The sequence below is a fragment of the Kluyvera sp. genome (genome assembly GCF_047971185.1).
In the GTDB taxonomy this organism is placed as follows: Bacteria; Pseudomonadota; Gammaproteobacteria; order Enterobacterales; family Enterobacteriaceae; genus Kluyvera.
The window spans coordinates 85,044-103,597 of record NZ_JBKDZH010000052.1; the positions used below are offsets into that span (position 1 = coordinate 85,044).

Here is an 18,554-nt window from a genome sequence, read left to right on the forward strand (position 1 = left end):
ATGTGCAATGCGAGAGATGTACATCGCAACCCACGGCCGTTACGCGGAAGGGATTATCTCAGCGCTGAATCTGTTGGTTGGCGACGATCACGGCATAACGCCCATCTGCGCCTACTGCGGCGAGATTGGCTCCACGGCCGAACTGGCGGTGCGCTTTGAGGCCATCGCCCAACAGGCGGCCAGCCGGGGAAAAGAGCTGGTGCTGTTTACCGATATGCCCGGCGGGAGCGTCAACAACACCGCCGTACAGATGCTGATCAAATACCCGCATGTTCATGTTATTAGCGGCGCCAATCTGATTATGCTGATGGAGTTCTGTCTCTCGGAGCATACCGATACTCCATCACGCCTGCAGGATGCCATCACCGCCGCCAGCGGCGCGATGCAGTACATGAACGTGCAGCCAGAAATTATCGCCGCTCGCCAGACCATACAGCCAGCCGTTGACGATGATATCGACGACTTTTTTGCCGCGGAGACACAGCCATGACCGTTGCGCTGGAAACGCTCGACAGCCGCTATCTTGCGCCACAGCCGGGTTTAGACTCGCGCTGGCTGAGCGAAGCACTCCGCGAAGTGCTTGCCAAAGTTGACGAGATGATGCCGCGTTTTACCATGACTTTTCCCGCAGCCAGCGCGACTGATGGTCACTACCCGGCAGTAGAGAAGGTCGACTGGACCGAAGGATTCTGGACCGGCATGCTGTGGCTGGCCTGGGAAGTCACCGGCGATGATAAATACCGCACGGTGGCAGAGGGTCTGCTCGACAGTTTTGAAGAGCGCCTTGATAAGCAAATTAAAGTCGATACCCACGACCTGGGTTTTCTCTATTTGCTCTCCTGCGTTAACGCGTGGAAGCTCACCGGCAACCTGCGCGCTCGCGGTCTGGCTCTACGCGCCGCAGAGCTGCTGTATCGTCGCTTTAACGCCACCGCGGGCGTCATTCAGGCCTGGGGCGATCTTAACGACCCGGCGCGTCAGGGGCGCATGATTATCGACTGCAATCTCAACGTCCCGCTGCTGTTCTGGGCCGCCGACGAAACGGGCAACGCCGCGTGGCGCGAAGCGGCGATGCAGCATCTGGCGCAGGCGGCACGCTATCTGGTACGCGACGATGGCTCCAGCTTCCATACCTTCTACATGGACGTGCACAGCGGCCAGCCGCTGCGTGGCGATACTCATCAGGGCTTTAGCGATAGCTCCTGCTGGGCACGCGGCCAGGCCTGGGGGATTTACGGCTTTGCGCTGGGCTTCCGCCATACCGGCGATATTACCCAGCCCGAGCTGGCACGCAAGCTGGCGCACTATTTTCTCAACCGTCTGCCGGAAGATTTTGTCTGCTACTGGGATCTGATATTCACCCCGCAGGACAACGCCCTGCACGATACCTCCGCTGCGGCGGTCGCCGCCTGTGGCCTCGCGGAGCTGCTGACGCTGCTGCCGCTGACCGACCCGCTACGTCCCGCTTACGGCAACGCTATCGAACTGATGATGCGTAATTTGCGCGAGCACTATTTTGCCCACACGCAGGACGGCCTGCTGCGTGAAGGCGTTTATAACTTTGGCCGCAACATGGGCATTAACGAACCCAACCTCTGGGGCGATTACTTCTATTTCGAAGCCCTGGTTCGCCTTTCCCGCGTCTGGACACCCTACTTTTGCTAACTGGAGCTACACATGATTTCTTTAGTACGAATTGACGACCGCCTGATTCACGGCCAGGTAGCCGTAGTCTGGACCAAGCATCTCGGCGTAAACCGCATTCTGGTCGCCAACGATCAGATAGTGAATAACGAAGTGCAGAAGATGTCGCTGCGTATGGCGGCACCCGATACCGCGAAGTGCGCCATCATGGCGGTTACAGACGCGGGCGATATCCTCAACGACCCGCGCTCCGAGGCCATGAAAATTATGGTGATCGTTAACAACGCCGCCGACGCGCGTCGTCTGGTTGAGCAGGTTCCCGGTATTAAGACGCTGAACGTCGCTAACTTCGGGCGTATTACCGACAACCTGGCGGCGAAAAAGCGCATCAGCGACACCGTCTATGTTACGCCGGAAGATGTGGCTGATTTTCATGCCATCGCCGATCGCGGCGTGAAGGTCGAATACCAGGTCCTACCGTCTCATCCGGTGAAAAACCTGATTGAGATGCTGGATAATGCCGCCAGCTAAGCGAGGTCGCTATGTTAACGTCTGCATTACTTGTCGCATTGGTGATGTATATCGCCAAGTTCGCCGACCATACGCTCGGCCAACCATTAATCGAACGCCCGCTGATCTGCGGCGCGATGGTTGGCTTCGTGCTGGGCGATTTTCAGCAGGGCATCATTATTGGCGCCACGCTGGAGCTGATTTTCCTTGGCACCATCACCATTGGCGGCTCGGTGCCTGCCGATCTGGCGGTGGGTTCGGTTCTGGCAACCGCCTTTACTATTTTGACGAAAGCGGAACCGGCTGTCGCCGTCGCGCTGGCGCTGCCGATCAGCCTGCTGGCGGTGTTTGTTTACCAGGTGCTGAAGCTGGTTTATACCGCGCTGGTCGAAAAATATGATGCCTTGCTTGAGGAAGGGCGCGATCGCGCCGCGCTCGGCATCACGCTCGGGATGACGATGTTTTACGGCGTGCCGTTCGCGGTGCTGGCCTTCTTCGGCATTCTATTCGGCACCGACGTGATCCGCAGCCTGGTGGAGAGCATTCCGGATACCGTCATGCGCGGGATGACGGCGGTAGGCGGCATTCTGCCTGCGCTGGGCTTCGCCATCTTGTTGAAAGCGCTGTGGAACCGAAATATTGCCGCGTTCTTCTTTATCGGCTTCGCTATGGCGGCCTATCTGCAACTGCCGATTATGGGTATCGCGATTATTGCCGCTTCCGTTGCCGTTTACCTCTGCTTCAACGAATTCAACCAGTTGAAAGCCAATAAAAATGCCGCAACGCCGGCAACCGCATCGGTTGACGATAAGGATGGATTCTTCAATGACTGATATCCACAACAGCGCGGCGAGCGCGCATGACGACAGCAAGGGCGAGAAAAAGATGTTCCGCCAACTGTTCTTCCGCCAGTTCCAGCTGCTGGGCTCGATGAACTTCACCCGCATGGAGGGCCTGAGCTATGGCTGGATTCTGGCGCCGCTGCTCAAGAAAATTTATACTGGCAACCCGCACGGCTATCTTGAGTCGCTGAAGCGCAACAGCCAGTTCTTTAATACCAACCAGCATCTGGCGCCGTTTATTATGGGCCTGACGCTGTCGATGGAAAAAGAGAACGCTACCAACCCAAATTTTGATACCTCCAGTATTAACGGTATCAAAGTGGCCTTAATGGGGCCGTTTGCAGGCGTCGGCGACTCGTTCTTCTACGGCGTGCTACGCATTATCGCCACCGGGATTGCCATTGGCCTGGCATCACAGGGGAACCCACTGGGGCCGCTGCTGTTCCTGCTGATTTACAACATCCCAAGCTACCTGTTGCGCTACTACGGCGGGGTCATGGGCTACCGACTGGGCTCGAAGTACATCGCCGAAGCCACGCAGTCTGGCCTGCTCTCCTGCATCACCAAAGCCTCGGCCATGATGGGCCTGATGATGGTGGGCGCGATGAGCGCCAGCATGGTGAAATTTACCACCACCTTTAAAACCACCATCGCCGGGCAACCGTTCGTGTTGCAGGAAATCCTCGACAAAATCTGCGTCGGGCTGATTCCGCTGCTGCTGGTGTTGGGCTGCCTGAAGCTGTTGAATAAAAAGGTAAGTCCCAACAAGGTGCTGATTATGCTGATTGTCTTTGGCTTTGCGGCTGCAGGCGTTGGGATTATTTAACCGCGGCCCCCATTATTGGGGGCCTGTTAACAACAGGATATCCAATGAAGAAAGCGCTCACCTGTTGTGCGTTAGCGTTGGCTCTCACAAGCCTGAGCAGCATGGCAAAGCAAGACAAAATGGCAGTAATCGATCATCAAATCGCGTCCTGGGTCGCCCAACACAACTACTCAGGCGCGGCGATTATTATCGTTAAAGATGATAAGCCCATTTTTGAGAAATATTACGGCGGCTACACATCACAGACTGAGGTTCATATTGCTTCGGCAGGGAAATGGCTGGCTGCCGCAACTATCGCCTCTCTCGTTGATGACGGCGTTCTTTCCTGGGACGATCCGGTCAGAAAGTGGTTACCTGCTTTTACCGATTCCAAAGGTGATGCCACCCTACGCCAACTCTTTTCACATACCTCAGGCTACCCAGACTATCAGCCTGCCAATAAGCCAGAAGATCACTATCAAACACTAAAAGAATCCGTTGCTCATATTTTACCCCTGCCATCCATGAACCCACCAGGCACGACATTCAATTATGGTGGACTCGCGATGCAGGTGGCTGGGCGCATGGCTGAAGTCGCCAGCGGAAAATCGTGGGAATCTCTGTTTCAGGAACGTATTGCCCAACCACTCGGTATGACCCACACCGGATTCACCCCGGTGAGCGAGGAGCAAGGATTTAGCCCAATGCTCGCCGGCGGCGCAAGAACAACGCTTGCAGACTATCGACGCTTTCTCCAGATGATTGCCCATAATGGGCAATTTGAAGGTCGGCGAATTCTGAGCACAGCAGCGATTACCATGATGCAGAGCGATCAGATCCAGGGCGCTAAAATATTGCCTGGCGCGGTCAATCGCTATGTGCAGGATGTTCGGGGACAAGCCCGGAATGATATCTATGGACTTGGCGAATGGCGGGAACAGGTCGACAACCAGGGCCGTCCGCTACTCATCAGTAGCCCAGGTTGGGCGGGCAGCTATCCCTGGATTGATAAGACCAATAATAGCTATGGCGTAATATTGGCAAAAGTGAATCTGTCGGTGGCACACAAAACAGGTTTTAATAGTTTTTATGCTGGACCGCAGCTTATTCCAGCTATTCGCGAGGCGCTCGCGACCCAGTAACGAAAAAAGCGCCCCAAGGGCGCTCTTTCGACAGTAGCAGATAGCTTATTTGGTCAGTTCTGCGGTCATATGCACGCGGTTACCGGTGTAAGCCTGGGTAATTTTGTAGGAGCTGGCGCCCGCTTGCTCAGCCTGTGCGGCGATTTTCGCTTCCGCGCCGTCAATGGTTGAGGCGGTGGCGGTGACTGTCTGAGCGGCGAAGGAACCGAAAGAAGCGGAAAAAGCGATAACTGCGACAAAAGTTTTGATGCTTTTCATGATGTAAACCCTTTAACTTAGTTGTTTGGATAAGGCGAGTTGCCTTGATGTGATAAATATTAGGTCACATCTCCATCAACTAAAAGCGGAATGATTTGCATTTGTCTTTCAATTTTTTTGAGATAAAAATATGCAGCTTAAGCAGAGGTTACAGGCGAGTCATAAGAAGCCGCTGCCCGCAGGAGCCTGGCTGCTGCATCAAGGCGAGATACAAAGCCAGTTTTACTATTTGCATCATGGCGTTGTGCGCGCCGTTTATCATTCCGCGCGGGGTACGGAGCGCGTGAAAGAGTTCTATTTTCCCGGTGAGTGCTGCTTTCTCTATCTGAACTGGCTAACGGCAACCCCGGCGGATTACAGCCTGCAGATGGTCACGGCAGGCGAGATAAGCGAAATTCCGCTCGCCTTTCTGGATGCCGCTGACAATCAGGATCTCAAAATGCAGTTGCTGATTCAGCAAGTTATCTACAAAGAAAAAAAGGAACAGATGCTGCTGCTCAATACACCAGAGCAGCGCTATCAGTATGTCCAGACTCAGTTCCCGGACTGGGAAGCGCAGCTCACGCAGCGGGATCTCGCCAGCTATATCGGAATTACGCCCGTCAGCCTCTCACGAATTCGCCAGCGTCTTAACAAAGGTTAACGCCAGCACCGAGTGCTTCGCCTATTGTTCCGTCATTCATTCGCGTATGGCGTCCGTTATGACTGCATTTCTGATTTCCCAGGTCCTCGCAGGTATCAGCTTTATGCTGGATATTTCCGCCTTCCACTTCCGCCGCCGGGCGATAACCTTAAGCGTGCTCGCTTGCTCAACCAGCCTGCTGGCGCTCCATTTTTATCTTTTACAGCAGCCCGTTGCCGCCGGATTGATGGCGATTGCCGCCTGTCGCTTTGCGGTGGCCATCCTGACGCGGCATCGATGGGTAATGTGGTTATTTATGGCGGTATCGGTAATCTGCAGCGCCTATTACTGGCAGGGGCTGAGCAACCTGTTACCGCTGGCCGGCAGCCTGCTGATGACCTTCGCCTCTTTTCAGGGGAAAACCGGTAAACTGCGCGTATACACGCTGTGCGGCAGCCTTTGCTGGGTGCTGAACAATATGATTGTCGGCTCGCCGGTGGCCATTGTTATGGAGATAGCGTTTTCAGGCAGCATTGCGCTGGCCGCCTGGCGCCATCACGCTACCACCAGACGCTCAGGATGGGTATAAATCGTCGCTCTTCCCGGCTTACAGAACCCCACCAGCGTGAGGTTGCAGCGATCGGCCACTTCAACCGCCAGCGTTGTGGCGGCAGAGACGGCGAACAGAATTTCGACGCCGCACATCGCGGACTTCTGCACCATTTCATAGCTGGCGCGGCTGGAAACCAGCGCGGCCCCCTGCTGCCACAGCGCGCCTTCTTTCGCGCGGCGCCCCAGCAGTTTATCCAGCGCCACGTGACGACCGACATCTTCATGGCCGCCCACCAGCTCGCCGGAGGGCATAATCCATGCCGCCGCGTGCGTACAGCCCGTTTCACGGCCAACAGGCTGGACGTCATCTAAATGCCTGAGCGCGTAATCGAGATGAGCCAGATCGAACGTCTGGCTAAAGGGCAGCGGTTTTATCGGCCTGCCAATATCGTTAAGCTGCTCAACGCCGCACACGCCGCAGCCCGTGCGCCCAGCCAGCGCGCGACGACGCTCTTTTAGCCCCATAAAGCGGCGGCTGGAAAGCTCGATGCGAACCTCCATACCGTTACAGGCGGGAACGACATCCATCCCGAAGATTTCCCGGGGATGTTCAATGATGCCTTCCGACAGAGAAAAGCCGATGGCAAACGCTTCCAGATCTTTTGGCGTCGCCATCATCACCACGTGCGAAATGCCGTTGTAGACCAGCGCAACGGGAACTTCTTCAGCAAGAATATCCTGTGTCGGTTGCATAATCTGTGGCCTTCTGAAGACGGTACGCTCCGCTGCGCCAACCAGCTGCAACGAGGGCTCGGCTTCATCTTTAACATTAAACACGGCAAATACTCTGAACGGCGTAAAAAATAAGGGACGTCTATTCCATCACAACATGAGGGAATTGAGGCTTATTATGGATCAAGTTTGTGGTGCAATAACGCACAACCACCATTTATTTCGCCACTATGGCTACAAATCGGCGGCTAAAACCATAAGTAACCCTTAATGGTTAAACTCATAAACGCCGCGACAAACCGGGATTTCATTTAGCTGTAATTGTGATCGATATCACGGTTCGATGTTAATGCATACAAAATCAATTCACCTGCCGTTAACCGCGTTGGAACAAGCCTACCGATATTGTGGTATTCTGATTCAAAGCCCTCCAGGAATTGAGGGCATCGCATTATTCAGCATCTTTGCCAGGCTTTGGCGAAGAACAACTACAAGCAATGACAATGTCGAAACAAGGAGTGAACCATGCAGGTCAGCAGAAGGCAGTTCTTTAAGATCTGCGCTGGCGGTATGGCAGGAACCACGGCGGCAGCACTGGGCTTTGCCCCGAGCATCGCACTCGCGGAAACACGGCAGTATAAATTGCTGCGCACCCGTGAGACCCGTAACACCTGCACTTACTGCTCTGTCGGCTGTGGGCTTTTAATGTATAGCCTCGGCGACGGCGCAAAAAACGCGAAAGCCTCGATTTTCCACATCGAAGGGGATCCGGATCACCCGGTTAACCGCGGCGCACTGTGCCCGAAAGGCGCTGGTCTGGTGGACTTTATCCACTCAGAGAGCCGTCTTAAGTATCCTGAATACCGCGCGCCAGGCTCCGATAAATGGCAGCAAATCAGCTGGGATGAAGCGTTTGATCGCATCGCGAAGCTGATGAAGGCCGACCGTGACGCCAACTTCATCGAGAAAAACGATGCCGGCACCACCGTTAACCGCTGGCTGACGACAGGTATGCTGTGCGCTTCGGCGTCCAGTAACGAAACCGGTTTTTTAACGCAAAAATTCACTCGCGCGCTCGGTATGCTCGCGGTCGACAACCAGGCGCGTGTCTGACACGGACCAACGGTAGCAAGTCTTGCTCCAACATTTGGTCGCGGTGCGATGACCAACCACTGGGTCGACATCAAGAACGCCAACCTCATCGTTGTGATGGGTGGGAACGCGGCAGAAGCGCATCCGGTGGGATTCCGCTGGGCGATGGAAGCCAAAATCCATAACGGCGCGAAGCTGATTGTTATCGATCCCCGCTTTACGCGTACCGCGTCGGTGGCGGATTTCTACGCCCCTATTCGCTCCGGTACTGACATTACCTTCCTGTCAGGCGTCATGCTGTACCTGTTGAACAACGAAAAGTTCAACCGCGAGTACACCGAAGCCTACACTAACGCCAGTCTGATCGTTCGTGAAGATTTTAGCTTCGACGACGGCCTGTTTAGCGGCTATGACCCGGAAGCACGCAAGTACGATAAGACCTCCTGGAACTACGAGCTGGATGAGAACGGTCACGCCAAACGCGATACCACCCTCACCCATCCACGCTGCGTGTGGAATCTGCTGAAGCAGCATATTTCCCGCTACACGCCGGAGATGGTTGAGAAAATTTGCGGTACGCCGAAGGCCGACTTCCTCAAAGTCTGCGAATACATCGCCGAAACCAGCGCGCACGACAAAACCGCGTCGTTCCTCTATGCACTGGGCTGGACACAGCACTCCATCGGTTCGCAAAACATCCGTACCATGGCGATGATTCAGCTGCTGCTCGGCAACATGGGCATGGCGGGCGGCGGCGTTAACGCCCTGCGCGGCCACTCCAACATCCAGGGTCTGACCGACCTCGGCCTGCTGTCCACCAGCCTGCCGGGCTATATGACGCTGCCCAGCGAGAAACAGGCCGATCTGCAAACCTATCTGACCGCCAACACGCCAAAACCGCTGCTGGAAGGCCAGGTTAACTACTGGGGTAACTACCCGAAATTCTTCGTCTCGATGATGAAGACCTTCTACGGCGATAAAGCGACGGCGGAAAACAGCTGGGGCTTTGACTGGCTGCCGAAGTGGGATAAAGGGTACGACGTCCTGCAGTACTTCGAGATGATGAACGAGGGCAAGGTCAACGGCTATATCTGCCAGGGCTTTAACCCGGTGGCCTCATTCCCGAACAAAAACAAAACGGTCGCCGCGCTTTCTAAGCTGAAGTACCTGGTGACCATCGATCCGCTGAATACCGAAACGGCAACCTTCTGGCAGAACCACGGCGAGTCGAACGATGTCGATCCGTCAAAAATCCAGACCGAAGTGTTCCGTTTACCGTCCACCTGCTTCGCGGAAGAGAACGGTTCTATCGTTAACTCTGGGCGCTGGCTGCAGTGGCACTGGAAAGGCGCGGACGCCCCGGGGCATGCGGTCACCGATGGCGAAATCCTTGCCGGTATCTTCCTGCGCCTGCGCAAGATGTATGCCGAAGAGGGTGGCCCGGTGCCTGAAGCGGTGCTGAACATGAGCTGGAACTACTCAACGCCGGATGAACCCGCGTCTGAGGAAGTGGCGATGGAAAACAACGGTAAAGCGCTGGCCGATATCATCGACCCGGCCACCGGTGCGGTTCTCGTCAAGAAAGGCCAGCAGCTCAGCTCGTTTGCTCAACTGCGCGACGACGGCACCACCGCCAGCGGCTGCTGGATCTTCGCCGGTAGCTGGACGCCGGAAGGCAACCAGATGGCGCGTCGTGATAACGCCGATCCATCCGGCCTGGGCAATACGCTGGGCTGGGCCTGGGCGTGGCCGCTCAACCGCCGCATTCTGTATAACCGTGCTTCCGCAGACCCGCAGGGCAACCCGTGGGATCCGAAGCGTCAGCTCCTGAAATGGGACGGCGCGAAATGGGGCGGCGTGGATATACCAGACTACAGCACCGCCGCGCCGGGCACCAACGTCGGGCCGTTTATCATGCAGCCGGAAGGGATGGGTCGCCTGTTTGCCCTCGATAAGATGGCGGAAGGTCCATTCCCGGAACACTACGAGCCGTTTGAAACGCCATTGGGTACCAACCCGCTGCACCCGAACGTCATCTCCAACCCTGCCGCCCGTATCTTTAAAGGCGACAAGGAAGCGTTGGGTAAAGCAGATAAGTTCCCGTACGTCGGTACCACCTACCGTCTGACCGAGCACTTCCACTACTGGACCAAGCATGCGCTGCTTAACGCCATCGCCCAGCCGGAACAGTTTGTGGAGATCGGTGAGAAGCTGGCGGATAAGCTCGGCATCGCCCATGGCGATACCGTGAAGGTCTCCTCTAATCGCGGCTATATCAAGGCCAAGGCGGTGGTGACTAAGCGTATCCGCACGCTGAAAGTAGACGGCAAGGATATCGATACCATCGGCATTCCAATTCACTGGGGCTATGAAGGCGTGGCGAAGAAAGGGTTTATTGCCAATACCCTGACACCGTCCGTCGGCGATGCGAACTCGCAGACGCCGGAATTCAAGTCCTTCCTCGTGAACGTGGAAAAGGTGTAACGGAGACGACCTATGGCTTATCAATCGCAAGACATCATCCGTCGTTCCGCCACTAACGGTTTCACCCCCGCGCCTCAGGCGCGGGATCACCAGGAAGAGGTGGCGAAGCTCATCGACGTCACCACCTGTATCGGCTGTAAAGCCTGTCAGGTGGCGTGTTCGGAGTGGAACGACATCCGTGATGAAATCGGCAGCAACGTCGGGGTGTACGACAACCCCGCCGATCTGACCGCCAAATCCTGGACGGTGATGCGTTTCTCGGAAGTGGAGCAGAACGACAAACTGGAGTGGCTGATCCGTAAGGATGGCTGCATGCACTGCGCCGATCCGGGCTGCCTGAAGGCTTGCCCGGCAGAAGGGGCAATCATTCAGTATGCGAACGGTATCGTCGACTGCCAGTCCGTGCAGTGCATCGGCTGCGGCTACTGCATCGCCGGCTGTCCGTTCAACGTGCCGCGCCTCAACCCGGAAGACAACCGCGTCTACAAATGTACGCTGTGCGTCGACCGCGTCAACGTCGGGCAGGAACCGGCGTGCGTGAAAACCTGCCCTACCGGCGCTATCCACTTTGGTTCTAAAGAGGATATGAAAGTGCTGGCGGGAGAGCGCGTGGCCGAGCTGAAAACCCGCGGTTACGACAATGCGGGCCTGTACGATCCGGCAGGCGTTGGCGGTACGCACGTGATGTACGTGCTGCACCATGCCGACAAGCCGAATCTGTACCACGGTCTGCCGGAGAACCCGGAAATCAGTGCCACCGTGAAGTTCTGGAAAGGCATCTGGAAACCGCTGGCAGCGGTTGGCTTTGCTGCCACCTTCGCCGCGAGCATCTTCCACTACGTCGGGGTCGGTCCGAACCGCGCGGAAGAGGAAGAAGACAACCTGGATGAAGAGAAAGACGAGGTGCGCAAATGAAAAGACGTGACACCATCGTGCGCTACACCGCGCCGGAACGCATTAACCACTGGGTCACCGACTTCTGCTTCATGCTGGCGGCGATAAGCGGGCTGGGATTTTTCTTCCCATCCTTCAACTGGTTAATGCAAATCCTGGGCACTCCACAGCTGGCGCGTATTATGCACCCGTTTGTTGGCGTGATCATGTTTGCGTAATTTATCATCATGTTTTTCCGCTACTGGCACCACAATCTAATCAATCGGGATGATATCTTTTGGGCGAAGAATATTCGTAAGATCGTCGTCAACGAGGAAGTAGGTGACACCGGGCGTTATAACTTCGGCCAGAAATGCGTATTCTGGGCGGCGAGTATCTTCCTGGTGCTGCTGCTGGTGAGCGGTGTGATTATCTGGCGTCCGTACTTTGCGCCTGCTTTCTCAATCCCGGTGATCCGATTTGCGCTGATGCTGCATTCATTTGCCGCAGTGGCGTTAATTGTGGTTATCATGGTGCATATCTACGCCGCCCTTTGGGTGAAAGGCACCATTACCGCGATGGTGGAGGGATGGGTTACCAAATCGTGGGCGAAGAAACATCACCCGCGCTGGTACCGTGAAGTCCGCCAGAAACAGGAAAAGTCATCTGAATGAGTATTCGCATAATCCCGCAAGATGAGCTGGGTTCGAGCGAAAAACGTACGGCGGAAGTCATTCCGCCGTTGTTGTTCCCCAGACTCAAGAACCTCTACAACCGCCGCGCCGAACGTCTGCGCGAGCTGGCAGAGAACAACCCGCTGGGTGATTACCTGCGCTTCGCCGCGCTGATCGCCCACGCACAGGAAGTGGTGCTGTACGATCATCCGCTGCGGATGGACCTCACCGCGCGCATTAAAGACGCGAACGATCAGGGCAAACCGCCGCTGGATATTCACGTTCTGCCGCGCGACAAGCACTGGCATACGCTGCTGCACTCGATGATTGCTGAACTGAAGCCGGAAATGAGCGGCCCGGCGCTGGCGGTTATCGAAAACCTGGAGAAAGCCTCCGAGCAGGAACTGGAGCAAATGGCGAGCGCGCTGTTTGAATCCGACTTCTCTTCCGTCAGCAGCGATAAAGCGCCGTTCATCTGGGCCGCGCTGTCGCTCTATTGGGCGCAGATGGCCAGCCTGATCCCCGGTAAAGCGCGCGCGGAGTACGGCGAACAGCGTCAGTTCTGCCCGGTATGCGGCTCTATGCCGGTTTCCAGCATGGTGCAAATTGGTACCACGCAGGGGCTGCGCTACCTGCACTGCAACCTGTGTGAAACCGAGTGGCACGTGGTGCGCGTGAAGTGCAGCAACTGCGAACAGAGCCGTGACCTGCATTACTGGTCGCTGGACAACGAGCAGGCGGCGATTAAAGCCGAAAGCTGCGGCGACTGCGGCACCTACCTGAAGATTCTCTATCAGGAAAAAGACCCGAAAGTCGAAGCCGTAGCCGATGACCTCGCCTCGCTGGTACTGGACGCGCGGATGGAGCAAGAAGGGTTCGCCCGCAGCTCGATCAACCCGTTCCTGTTCCCGGGGGAAGGGGAGTAAGGTTGTGTGATAAACCGGGTGGCATCCCCGCCCGGTTTACAATGCGTAGGGTACAATGACGCCCGGAAGCTCGGCGAAATCCTTTGTATTGCGCGTAACCAATGCTCGTCGGTGTACATGCGCGGTAGCCAGAATGATGGCGTCTGGCAGCTTCATGCCATATTCCTGCCTCAAATTAACACTTTGTTCGGCAATCTCAGGCGATATCGCGATGACCTGAAAGGCATTCAAAGCCATTCTTGTACGTTGTTCCTGATGAAATCGCTTTGCGCCAACCATCACCTCCATCCAGGTAATCAGGCTAATAGCATGCTGAGATGGATACAAATCCAGCGTTTTTTTAGCTTCAACCCGCCCACTAAACAGATCGATTAAAATATTCGTATCAAAGACGACCGGGCCGTTCATCGCGTCCACTCCTCACGGAGCTTTCTTTCAAACTCAACGCCATCTTCTTCACACGCTTGCCAAATCCCCAGCGCGCCGGCAATCGCCTGCTCTGCCTGATTTTGCTTCTCCAGATACATTTCTACCGCTTCGCGCAACAGCTCCGCCCGTGGCTGATTCCGCTGCTGCTTGAGTTCATCGAGACGCCTGATCGCGTCATCCGACAAATCGAGAAGTATTCTGCCCATATCCCTTTCCGCCACCATGCTCATATATACCTCCAGTATATCATCCGTGTTCAATAAGCGAACAAAATACACGCAGTTCGCTAAATGTGACATGCTCATTTTGTAGAAAACGTCATTTTTGCGAGCGGCTATCCAGAATAATGCTGCAACTTTATTTACCCGTTTCTCTTCTCATTAAACCAGGTTATAAACTGTACATCCATACAGCTTAAGGAGCGTAACATGCCGCTGGAAAAAGGAATTGCCCAACTGGTCGCCGGGTTTATCGCCGCGGGCCGCCCCTCTGCGCGTGAGCAGAATATTGATGACCGGAGGGCGGGCTACATCGCCAGCACGGCGCTGGCGGGCGAGAAAGAAATTCGTGTGAAATCGGAAGATATCGTGCTGGAAGGGATGACGTTTCGCGTCGTTTCGCCGCTGAACGCTGCCGGTTCGCTGCCCTGCATCATCTACTATCACGGCGGCTGTTTTGTTAGCGGCGGCTTTCTCACCCACGACCCGCAGCTGCGGCAGCTGGCCTGGAACAGCGGCTGTCGGGTGATAGCCATTCAGTATCGTCTGGCACCAGAGCACCCTTTCCCCGCGGCGCATGACGACGCCGAACGCGGGGCCAATCTCGTTCATCAATATGCGGAACAGTTGGGTATCGATCGCGAGCGTATTACGCTTGCGGGTGACAGCGCGGGCGGGCATTTGGCCCTGGTTAGCGCACTACGCCTGAAATCCACGGGCCAATGGTCTCCGGCGAAGCTACTGCTAATCTACCCAATGCTTGACGCTACCGCCAGCTTCCCTAGCTATGCCAGCAACGGGCAGGATTACATCATCACCCGCGATACGCTGCTCTCGGGCTTTGAAATGTATCTCCAGGAGACTGACTCCCGTCACGAGGAAGCCAGCCCGCTGTGGCGCAACGATTTCGCCGGTTTGCCGCCGGTGCACATTATCACCGCTGAATTCGACCCATTGCGCGATGAAGGCGAAGCGTTATATCACCGTCTGCTCGACCAGGGCGTAGACTGTACCTGCCAGCGCTATCTCGGCGTCATCCACGGGTTTTTCCAGCTGGGCGGTGTGAGTCAGGCGGCTCGGGATGCCATGCGCGATGTGGCCTGGCGTGCGACCACTCGCGAATAAATAGCGTCAGGCGTTGCGGGCTGGCGCTACTCCTCTTCGTTGCCGCCTTCTTCGAAGGCGCCAAACGGCTTAGCCGGAAGCACGATATAAGTGCCTTCAAATACCACGCCCGCTTTCTCATCACCGAACAGCTCAACCTGCAGCTGGACGCGGGCTTTACGGCCGCGGGCCAGACGGTCGAGATCGCCGCTCAGCGACCCCAGATCGGCGATAGCCGTTGGTCTGCCGGTGATCGGCCGGCTGTAGCGAATATGCGCGTCGGCGAGGATAATCGTGCCGCCCAGATGGCGTTCACGCAGCATCAGCCAGATAAGCCCCCAGCCGGTCAGCGTCGCAAGTGAGAACAGGCTACCGGCGAACAGCGTATGGTGTGGGTTCTGGTTGCCGGTTTCCGGCATGGTGGTGATAAATTTTTGCCCAGTATACTGCTGAATGCGTACGCCCATTTTCTCGCTGAGCGGAATATGATCGTACCAGGCCTGTTGCAGCTGGGCACACCAGTCGCCACGATGCAGAATGTCATCCAGCGAGGCGACCGGTTTAATCATCAGGAAGTGGCGCACCGGCGTGGTCTGCGGGGTGGTGATCTCCCCCTGGTTCACGAAGCCGAGCTTGGCGAAGAACGGCACGGCGTCCTCGCGCGCGCTACAGGTCACGCGCTTCACGCCTTCCTGGCGCGCAACGGACTCGAGGGTCATGGCAATGAGTGTTCCCAGGCCTTTGTCCTGCACGTCGGGATGGACGGCCATAAAACGCATAGACGCTTCGTTATCGGCGTTGATGTACAGCCGCCCAACGGCGACCAGCTTTCCCTGTTCATCCACCACCATCTGATGGTGCGCCATCGCGTCCCAGGCGTCTCGCTCGGAGCCCTTTGGCTGATGCAGCGGCTTACGCAGCATTTCCCAGCGAAACTGATAATATTCCTCTAACTCTTCTGCCGTTTGCGGTACTCGGAGATGGTACATAATTGCGCTCTCTTTTGCCCCCCGCGTTCTACCGGGAAGTGGATTCATACCTGTAACCAGAATGTCACGGGGCCATCATTGACCAGCGACACCTGCATATCCGCAGCAAATCGTCCCGTTTGGGTGTTCATCTCCTGCTGCCGACAGCGCTGCACAAAATATTCATACAGCGCTTCAGCGCGATCCGGCGCGGCGCCTTTGGAGAAGCTCGGGCGCATCCCGCGTTCAGTATCGGCCGCCAGCGTAAACTGCGAGACCACCAGTACGCTGCCGCCAGCCTGCTGTACGTTCAGGTTCATTTTCCCGTCAGCATCGCTGAAGATGCGGTAGCCAAGCACGCGCTCGCACAGGCGATTCGCTTTCTGTTCGTCATCATCTTTCTCTACGCCCAGCAGTACCAGTAGCCCTGGGCCGATTTCCCCGGTAACCTCATCCGCCACGCTCACGCTGGCGCGGGTTACGCGCTGAATTAATGCAATCATGATTCTTCTGCTTCTTGTTCTGTTTTCAATTTTCGGTATTCACCGAGAGTGACAGTAATTTCTGCGCCAAGCAAGACGATACACCACGTCCAGTAGACCCAGACAAACAAAATGGGGATCACCGCCAGCACGCCGTAAATCAGCTGGTAGGAAGGGAACGCGGTGATGTAAAGGGAGAAGGCTTTCTTGCCAAGTTCATGCAGCAGCGCGGCGACTAGCGCCCCAACAATCGCATCGCGGTTCGGCACCTGCGTTGTCGGCACGATGCTGTAGAGCAGCCAGAAAGAGAGCCAGGAGAGCAGCAGCGGGAACACCCGCAGCAGGTTATCAATCGCGCCATGAAGCTCGCTGGCCCAGCGCAGCGAAAGCAGATAAGAGCTAATTGCCATGCTCACCCCCGCCAGCAGTGGACCGAGGGTCAGAATCATCCAGTAGACCGCAAACGAGTAAAGATGCGGGCGCACGCGCTTGCTGCGCCAGATCGTGTTCAGAGCGCTATCGATGGAGTACATCAACAGCAGCGAGGTGATGATCAAGCCGCAGGCGCCAAAGGCGGTCATTTTATTGGAGTTGGCGACAAACTGCTCGATATAGCGCTGAATAACGTCGCCGGTTGCGGGCAGGAAGTTGGCAAAAACGAAGTGGCGAATCTGTAGACTCACTTCCGAAAACATCGGAAAGGCCGCGAACAGGGCGAAAATGACCGCCACCAGCGGCACGAGTGAAAGCAGCGACACGTAGGCCAGGTTGCCCGCCAGCGTCGTCATATTGTCTTCATCAATGCGCCGCCAGAGTATTTTGAACCACACCACCAGCGGCCGGGTATATTTTTGATGACCGGTTTTTAGCATAACGTCTTCATAAAATAGTCGGGTAGGGTTTCACGCCCCGTCACCAGCACGCTGGTTATCCCCAACCGGCTAGCACCCTCTATATTATCGGCGTTATCGTCAAAAAAGACCGCATCGGCGGCGGAAAAACCTTCCAGTTCAAGTACACGCTGGTAAATACGCGCTTCCGGTTTGCGCATGCCCATCTCTTGAGAAAGGTAGACGTGGTCGGCTGCGGCATGGATTTGCGGATATTCGCTCGGCCAGAAGGTGGTATGCAGCGCGTTAGTATTGGAGAGCACCACCACGCGATGCCCCTGCTCGCGCAGCTTGCTCATGATGTCGATGACTTCCAGGCGCAGCTCAACAAAAATTGCCTGCCAGCCGTGGGCAAACTGCTCATAGCTGAGCGGCAGATCCATGTCGTGACACATCGCTTTAGCGAACGCTTCATCCGATATTTCACCGCGCTCGTGCTGATGGAAGGCCTCGCCCATGGTGAAGCTTTGCTTTAGCTGAGCGAGCGGTACGCGGGCCAGATCGCTCCACGTCCCCAGGACGCGGTTAAAATCAATGTCGACAATCACATTACCTAAATCAAAGATATAGAGCATTTGTGCCTCCTTTCGCGCGGTGGAGATTTCACTGTAGCGGGAAAGGGGGAATTTGACTATGAACAAACGCGCGCTATTTCAAAAGAAAAAACCCCGCCATAAGGCAGGGTTTTAGAGGATAAGAAGAGCGTAAATTACTCTTCTTTCGCACCACGCATCGCGCGACGACGGTCGTTTTCCGTCAGGTGACGCTTACGGATACGGATAGACTGCGGAGTCACTTCTACCAGTTCGTCATCATCGATGAACTCCAGAGCTTGTTCCAGAGTCATGCGGATAGGCGGAACCAGAATAACTGCTTCATCCGTACCAGATGCACGCATGTTGGTCAGTTTCTTACCGGTCAGGCAGTTTACGGTCAGGTCGTTAGAACGGCTGTGAATACCGATGATCTGGCCTTCGTAAACTTCTGCGCCGTGGCCCAGGAACAGCTTACCGCGGTCCTGCAGGCTGAACAGTGCAAACGCAACCGCTTTACCCTGACCGTTGGAGATCAGTACGCCGTTCTGACGCTGGCCCACATCGCCCTGACGGATATCGTCGTAGTGGCTGAAGGTGGAGTACAGCAGACCGGTGCCGGAGGTCATGGTCATGAATTCTGAACGGAAGCCGATCAGACCACGGCTTGGGATCACGTAGTCGAGACGTACGCGGCCTTTACCGTCCGGATTCATGTTTTTCAGGTCGCCTTTACGCTCGCACAGTGCCTGCATGACAGAACCCTGGTGCTGC

Annotated in this window: 20 protein-coding genes and 2 pseudogenes; 13 read left to right on the plus strand and 9 right to left on the minus strand. The window is 55.9% G+C overall.

From position 1 onward, the window contains the following. Positions 1-7: 7 nt before the first annotated feature. Genes ACK5JN_RS15320 through ACK5JN_RS15345 form a run of 6 tightly spaced genes read left to right on the plus strand, consistent with a single transcriptional unit; the run spans position 8 to position 4,943 of the window. Entirely contained in the window at positions 8-490 is a 483-nt protein-coding gene (locus ACK5JN_RS15320; protein WP_416870960.1) for a PTS sugar transporter subunit IIA, read from the plus strand. Next, positions 487-1,665: a glycoside hydrolase family 88 protein gene (locus ACK5JN_RS15325; RefSeq protein ID WP_416870961.1), complete on the plus strand. Its 1,179-nt coding sequence runs from the start codon at positions 487-489 to the stop codon at positions 1,663-1,665. Before ACK5JN_RS15320 ends, ACK5JN_RS15325 begins: the two co-directional genes overlap by 4 nt. 12 nt (positions 1,666-1,677) lie before the next feature. Further along, the gene (locus ACK5JN_RS15330) at positions 1,678-2,175 is read left to right on the plus strand and encodes a PTS system mannose/fructose/N-acetylgalactosamine-transporter subunit IIB (protein WP_416870962.1); all 498 of its coding nucleotides are present in this window, start codon (positions 1,678-1,680) and stop codon (positions 2,173-2,175) included. 11 nt (positions 2,176-2,186) lie between these two features. Then, positions 2,187-2,987: a PTS mannose/fructose/sorbose/N-acetylgalactosamine transporter subunit IIC gene (locus ACK5JN_RS15335; protein ID WP_416870963.1), complete on the plus strand. Its 801-nt coding sequence runs from the start codon at positions 2,187-2,189 to the stop codon at positions 2,985-2,987. Further along, entirely contained in the window at positions 2,980-3,822 is an 843-nt protein-coding gene (locus ACK5JN_RS15340) for a PTS system mannose/fructose/sorbose family transporter subunit IID (protein WP_416870964.1), read from the plus strand. Before ACK5JN_RS15335 ends, ACK5JN_RS15340 begins: the two co-directional genes overlap by 8 nt. 44 nt (positions 3,823-3,866) lie before the next feature. Continuing rightward, a complete protein-coding gene (locus tag ACK5JN_RS15345) occupies positions 3,867-4,943 on the plus strand; it encodes a serine hydrolase domain-containing protein (protein ID WP_416870965.1) in 1,077 nt (358 codons plus the stop codon). A 45-nt stretch (positions 4,944-4,988) separates the two neighbouring features. Here the strand turns inward: ACK5JN_RS15345 and ACK5JN_RS15350 are convergent, their stop codons facing one another. Then, a complete protein-coding gene (locus tag ACK5JN_RS15350; protein ID WP_416870966.1) occupies positions 4,989-5,201 on the minus strand; it encodes a DUF1471 domain-containing protein in 213 nt (70 codons plus the stop codon). A gap of 130 nt (positions 5,202-5,331) precedes the next feature. Between ACK5JN_RS15350 and ACK5JN_RS15355 the strand changes: the two genes are divergently transcribed. Continuing rightward, on the plus strand, positions 5,332-5,844 hold the full coding sequence (locus ACK5JN_RS15355) for a Crp/Fnr family transcriptional regulator (RefSeq protein ID WP_416870967.1): 513 nt from the start codon (positions 5,332-5,334) through the stop codon (positions 5,842-5,844). 58 nt (positions 5,845-5,902) lie between these two features. Then, positions 5,903-6,412 carry a YgjV family protein gene (locus ACK5JN_RS15360; RefSeq protein WP_416870968.1) on the plus strand — a complete coding sequence of 170 codons (510 nt, stop codon included), beginning with the start codon at positions 5,903-5,905 and terminating at the stop codon, positions 6,410-6,412. Here ACK5JN_RS15360 and fdhD read toward each other — a convergent pair. After that, positions 6,379-7,128, minus strand: a complete 750-nt coding sequence (gene fdhD, locus ACK5JN_RS15365; RefSeq protein WP_416870981.1) for a formate dehydrogenase accessory sulfurtransferase FdhD — start codon at positions 7,126-7,128, stop codon at positions 6,379-6,381. The genes ACK5JN_RS15360 and fdhD overlap by 34 nt on opposite strands. A gap of 504 nt (positions 7,129-7,632) precedes the next feature. On the opposite strand from fdhD, the gene fdnG reads away from it, so the two are divergent. The 4 genes and pseudogenes from fdnG to fdhE all read left to right on the plus strand — a co-directional run bounded on the left by fdnG (position 7,633) and on the right by fdhE (position 13,156). Further along, positions 7,633-10,683: a formate dehydrogenase-N subunit alpha gene (gene fdnG, locus ACK5JN_RS15370; RefSeq protein WP_416870969.1), complete on the plus strand. Its 3,051-nt coding sequence runs from the start codon at positions 7,633-7,635 to the stop codon at positions 10,681-10,683. 12 nt (positions 10,684-10,695) lie between these two features. Further along, positions 10,696-11,598 carry a formate dehydrogenase subunit beta gene (gene fdxH / locus ACK5JN_RS15375; protein ID WP_416870970.1) on the plus strand — a complete coding sequence of 301 codons (903 nt, stop codon included), beginning with the start codon at positions 10,696-10,698 and terminating at the stop codon, positions 11,596-11,598. After that, a pseudogene (fdoI, locus tag ACK5JN_RS15380) lies at positions 11,595-12,230 on the plus strand (formate dehydrogenase cytochrome b556 subunit). The gene fdxH and the pseudogene fdoI overlap by 4 nt, the downstream one beginning before the upstream one ends. Then, positions 12,227-13,156, plus strand: a complete 930-nt coding sequence (fdhE, locus tag ACK5JN_RS15385; RefSeq protein ID WP_416870971.1) for a formate dehydrogenase accessory protein FdhE — start codon at positions 12,227-12,229, stop codon at positions 13,154-13,156. The pseudogene fdoI and the gene fdhE overlap by 4 nt, the downstream one beginning before the upstream one ends. Before the next feature lie 36 nt (positions 13,157-13,192). Here the strand turns inward: fdhE and ACK5JN_RS15390 are convergent, their stop codons facing one another. Continuing rightward, entirely contained in the window at positions 13,193-13,564 is a 372-nt protein-coding gene (locus tag ACK5JN_RS15390; protein WP_416870972.1) for a type II toxin-antitoxin system VapC family toxin, read from the minus strand. Next, entirely contained in the window at positions 13,561-13,815 is a 255-nt protein-coding gene (locus ACK5JN_RS15395) for a CopG family transcriptional regulator (protein ID WP_416870973.1), read from the minus strand. The genes ACK5JN_RS15390 and ACK5JN_RS15395 overlap by 4 nt, the downstream gene beginning before the upstream one ends. 198 nt (positions 13,816-14,013) lie before the next feature. Between ACK5JN_RS15395 and ACK5JN_RS15400 the strand changes: the two genes are divergently transcribed. Continuing rightward, complete coding sequence (locus tag ACK5JN_RS15400) at positions 14,014-14,928, plus strand: alpha/beta hydrolase (protein ID WP_416870974.1); 915 nt, start codon at positions 14,014-14,016, stop codon at positions 14,926-14,928. Positions 14,929-14,954: 26 nt separating this feature from the next. On the opposite strand, the gene fabY is transcribed toward ACK5JN_RS15400, so the two are convergent. The 5 genes and pseudogenes from fabY to ACK5JN_RS15425 all read right to left on the minus strand — a co-directional run. Continuing rightward, positions 14,955-15,896 carry a fatty acid biosynthesis protein FabY gene (gene fabY, locus ACK5JN_RS15405; RefSeq protein ID WP_416870975.1) on the minus strand — a complete coding sequence of 314 codons (942 nt, stop codon included), beginning with the start codon at positions 15,894-15,896 and terminating at the stop codon, positions 14,955-14,957. A 44-nt stretch (positions 15,897-15,940) separates the two neighbouring features. Beyond that, a complete protein-coding gene (dtd, locus tag ACK5JN_RS15410; RefSeq protein WP_416870976.1) occupies positions 15,941-16,378 on the minus strand; it encodes a D-aminoacyl-tRNA deacylase in 438 nt (145 codons plus the stop codon). Further along, entirely contained in the window at positions 16,375-17,229 is an 855-nt protein-coding gene (locus ACK5JN_RS15415) for a virulence factor BrkB family protein (RefSeq protein WP_416870977.1), read from the minus strand. Before ACK5JN_RS15415 ends, dtd begins: the two co-directional genes overlap by 4 nt. Then, on the minus strand, positions 17,223-17,822 hold the full coding sequence (yihX, locus tag ACK5JN_RS15420; protein WP_416870978.1) for a glucose-1-phosphatase: 600 nt from the start codon (positions 17,820-17,822) through the stop codon (positions 17,223-17,225). Before yihX ends, ACK5JN_RS15415 begins: the two co-directional genes overlap by 7 nt. Positions 17,823-17,956: 134 nt before the next feature. Further along, positions 17,957-18,554 (minus strand): annotated as a pseudogene (locus ACK5JN_RS15425) (translational GTPase TypA); the annotation flags it as partial.